This is a genomic window from Pseudomonas sp. (genome assembly GCF_049645325.1).
GTDB lineage: Bacteria > Pseudomonadota > Gammaproteobacteria > Pseudomonadales > Pseudomonadaceae > Aquipseudomonas.
Genome location: NZ_JBARTQ010000421.1, coordinates 1 through 3042, shown reverse-complemented (window position 1 = coordinate 3042; position 3042 = coordinate 1). Strand labels below are relative to the sequence as shown.

At 55.5% G+C, this 3042-nt stretch carries 3 protein-coding genes; all 3 read right to left on the bottom strand.

Translation table 11 applies throughout. The features are described 5' to 3' along the window. The coding region (locus tag WBB95_RS18205) for a potassium transporter TrkG (protein ID WP_424488857.1) at positions 1-834 on the bottom strand (834 nt) is incomplete at its 3' end. A gap of 31 nt (positions 835-865) precedes the next feature. Next, positions 866-2002: a hypothetical protein gene (locus WBB95_RS18200; protein WP_424488856.1), complete on the bottom strand. Its 1137-nt coding sequence runs from the start codon at positions 2000-2002 to the stop codon at positions 866-868. A gap of 375 nt (positions 2003-2377) precedes the next feature. Continuing rightward, on the bottom strand, positions 2378-3042 hold a 665-nt coding region (locus WBB95_RS18195; protein WP_424488855.1), incomplete at its 5' end, for an ankyrin repeat domain-containing protein.

The window sequence follows — 3042 nt, the reverse complement described above, 5'->3', positions numbered from 1 at the left end:
TCGCGTCGTTATCGCCTGAAAGCAGGTTGACCAGAAAGTCCCGCCCGCAGTAAGGCCGGCCAGCGTGTTATCTCGCTCGAAGGCCCAAAAGAAGATCGCGCCAGCGACTACGAGAATAACCGTGGCCCCAAGCGTCAGTTTTGTGTGGAAGTTCAGCCGTCGCTTGCCGCCGGGATGCCTGCGAACACGTAAGATGTCGCGTATCACGGGATAACCGATTCCGCCGATCAGGATCAAGGCGATGATGGTCAAGTTGACGATCGGATCAGCAACGGACTGCGAGAGGCTGTCGTCTCGCAACGCGAAACCGGCGTTACAGAATGCCGAAATTGAATGAAACAATCCCCACCAGATCGCATCCAGCGGAGAGTCAATGAACAGTCGCCGCACAATCAGAACCACCGCGCCGGCGAATTCAATCATGAACGTAACAACGATGACGCCCATAAGGAATTTCTTCAGGTTATCCTTGGCGAAGGCGCCGAGTGTATCTTCGGCCACCAATTGCTCTCTCGGCGTGCTGCGGCCCGTCAATTCGATAAAGAAGAGTGTGGCAATGGTCAGAATTCCCATGCCACCCAACTGGATCATCAACAAAATGACCAGTTGTCCCCAAAACGAGAAATCGTTGGCCGTCGATCGAACAGATAGGCCCGTGACACAAGACGCGCTGGTTGCGGTGAAAGCTGCGTCATTGAGCGAGATCGGCTGGGCATCCGCTGCACGGCAGACAGGCAGCATCAGAATGACAGTGCCGACGGCGATGAGCCCCAGAAACCAGACAACCAGCGCCGTCGCAGGATACCGGGATATGGGATGGTCGACGTCCGCCATTTCAATGCCTCGTGACAACAAGGACGTCGAACTAGCCGGCCGGCACGGCAAAAATAGCGATGAATGCCAGGACCAGCGCGATGGCGCCAAAAAACATCTTTTGAGTGGCGTTCTTGGATACGCCGATGGCAACAAAGCATTGCAGCATGTAATAAAACGCAAAGGCTTTGGAGGCCAGCGTCAAAATGGTCAACGTGGGTGCAAACGCCAGACAAATCGCTCCGGAACAAATAATCAGGTATGCATGATTGGCATTAACCCGCTTGTGGGTCGCTTCGACCATGTTCCCTCCGCCGCCCATCGTATCAGCCACGGCGGCACTGAATTGACTGAGTACCGCTGCGGCGACAAGCGGCAACGGCAACCATGTAGCTGCTTTTCCAGCGAGCATGATGAGCGCATTATCTTCGACACTCTTGCCGAGAAAGTGCATTAGCGGCGTCGCCAGTAAAATGAATATCAGGTACACCACGGTGGAGATAATCTGCGACCAGCGACAGGCACTGATTCGGGTCTTGCTGTCGAATTCGTCGCCTAGGTACCGCGTCGTTTCGAACCCCTGAACGACGATCAGCGTTCCGCCGACAATGGTGAGAATTTGCCACCAGTTGTTGGCTGGCATGACAGGCCATTGAATGCCGGCTCCAGACATTTCTCGCCAGTCATACATTCCAAATCCAACAAACAACGCTCCGATAATCGCCAACGTGATCCACAAGGCAATGTCTTCGAGACTTTCGAGCATGTCCAGGCCTTTGAAGTAACCGATCGCACCAATCACGGCGATCACGCCGGCGGTCAGCAGATGTTCGTGAAAAGGGGTATCGATTCCCGACCAAACGTTGTTTAAACCGCCCAACAAAAACGAGGCCAGGATGTTGATGTAAAGACAGACGGATATGACATAGGCGCCTACCAACGCGATATCGGATGACCCTTCGATAAATTTCAGACGTTTCGGCGGGCTTTCGGACGCGAGTACCGGTTCAGCAAATTGGATGTTGAATCGAATGACATGACCGACGGCATAGGCCAGCGCACAAACAGCAAGCATCGCCCAAACTGAAAAGGGTCCGACGGCACCGGCAAGGATCGGTACGATGACCAGAAAGCCACTGCCAAAAATCGAAGCCAATGGTGTCATCGTCGCTTTGACTAGTTTATTCATCAGTTGGCTCCTCTTGTAAAACCGGCATGCCAGCAATGGCGAGACGCGTGATTAATGTACTCGAACCGGGGCAGTAAGACGAGGGTCCGCGCAGAGTTAAGAAGTACTTGTTCGGCCGCACGGAAGAGATGCCCCCAAGCCACCCGCAAAGAGCGAAATCAGCGCTCGCCAAGCGCGGCGCCCAGCGGCGAATTGCCCGGTTCGTGTAGGCCGGAACAAGTCCCGGCGCGCCGGGATTCCGGCAGTGCCCTGAACGACTCGCGAGCTGCCTCATAACGCCGCACCATGCCGGAACTGCGCGTCGCTTGTTCCGGCCTACTTTACTTCTTTGCCTCCGACGGACGATGTGTGTGGGCGCACTGCGCGCTTTCCATACTAATTCGTGAGCAAACGGACAACCTCGGTGTGGCCATTTTTAGTGGCGAAATCTCGCGCGGTGTCGCCATCCACGTCGCGAATGGCAGGGTCTGCTTTGTACTTCAAAAGAACCTGCACAACCTTGACTTGTCCCTCAGCCGCCGCGTGCATGAGCGCCGTAAATCTCTCATCGGTGTCGACCGCGTTGATTTCGGCACCTGCCTCAAGCAACAACGCTACCGACTCCGCGTTGGCACCCGTTGCAGCGAACATCAGTGCCGTACGCCCTGCCGCATCACGATGACCCAGCGAAGCACCCTGCTCCAGCAATAGCTTCACCACAGGTGTGTGACCATTGAACGAGGCGAACAACAACGCGGTGCGCTGCTGCTCGTCTGTCGCATTTACATCCACACCCGCCTCGATAGCCTGCCGGACCGTTTCAATCTTTCCATTTAGGGCGGCATCCAAAAAAGCCGAAACATCGACCACGACTCTTTTGGTTTCACTTTTCAGCGGAGGTTCCGTCGGCGGACCGGATTCCGCAATCGGTTCATCCGCGGAGGTTTTATCGTCGCTGGCCTGGCTCGAATCGCTCAATGGCCCAGCCGTTTCCACCGATGCCGACTCAGGCATCTGCTCGCAACCGGCCAAGATCAACAGCATGATCCCCAACATGAGCT

Excerpts from the sequence above, each read along its gene's own strand:
- WBB95_RS18200 (WP_424488856.1), bottom strand. The coding sequence starts at position 2,002 with ATGAATAAACTAGTCAAAGCGACGATGACACCATTGGCTTCGATTTTT.